Annotated in this window: 1 protein-coding gene; it reads left to right on the plus strand. The window is 63.2% G+C overall.

Going from position 1 to position 269, the window contains the following annotated elements; all coding sequences use genetic code 11:
- Positions 1 to 269: tetratricopeptide repeat protein (locus SB764_RS40695; protein ID WP_410866855.1), on the plus strand; the 269-nt coding region annotated here is incomplete at both ends.

Consider the following 269-nt stretch of genomic DNA (forward strand, 5'->3'; position numbering starts at 1 on the left):
GGCCATCTCGGCATTGACGGCGATGCCCGCCTTTGCCGTCGACAACATGGAAACCGGCGACGGTCCGGACCTCACTTCCGTCCGCGCCAAGATCGCTGCCACGGACTATCAGGGCGCACTCGAGGAATTGCGCGGCCTCGCCGAGGATAACCAGCAGGCCGATGTCTACAACCTGCTCGGCTACACGCTGCGCATGACCGGCGACTACGACACGTCGCTGACTTACTACACCAAGGCTCTCGAATTGCAGCCCGATCACAAGGCGGCGC

It is taken from the genome of Paraburkholderia sp. SIMBA_027, assembly GCF_046535315.1.
GTDB classification, from domain to species: domain Bacteria; phylum Pseudomonadota; class Gammaproteobacteria; order Burkholderiales; family Burkholderiaceae; genus Paraburkholderia; species Paraburkholderia tropica.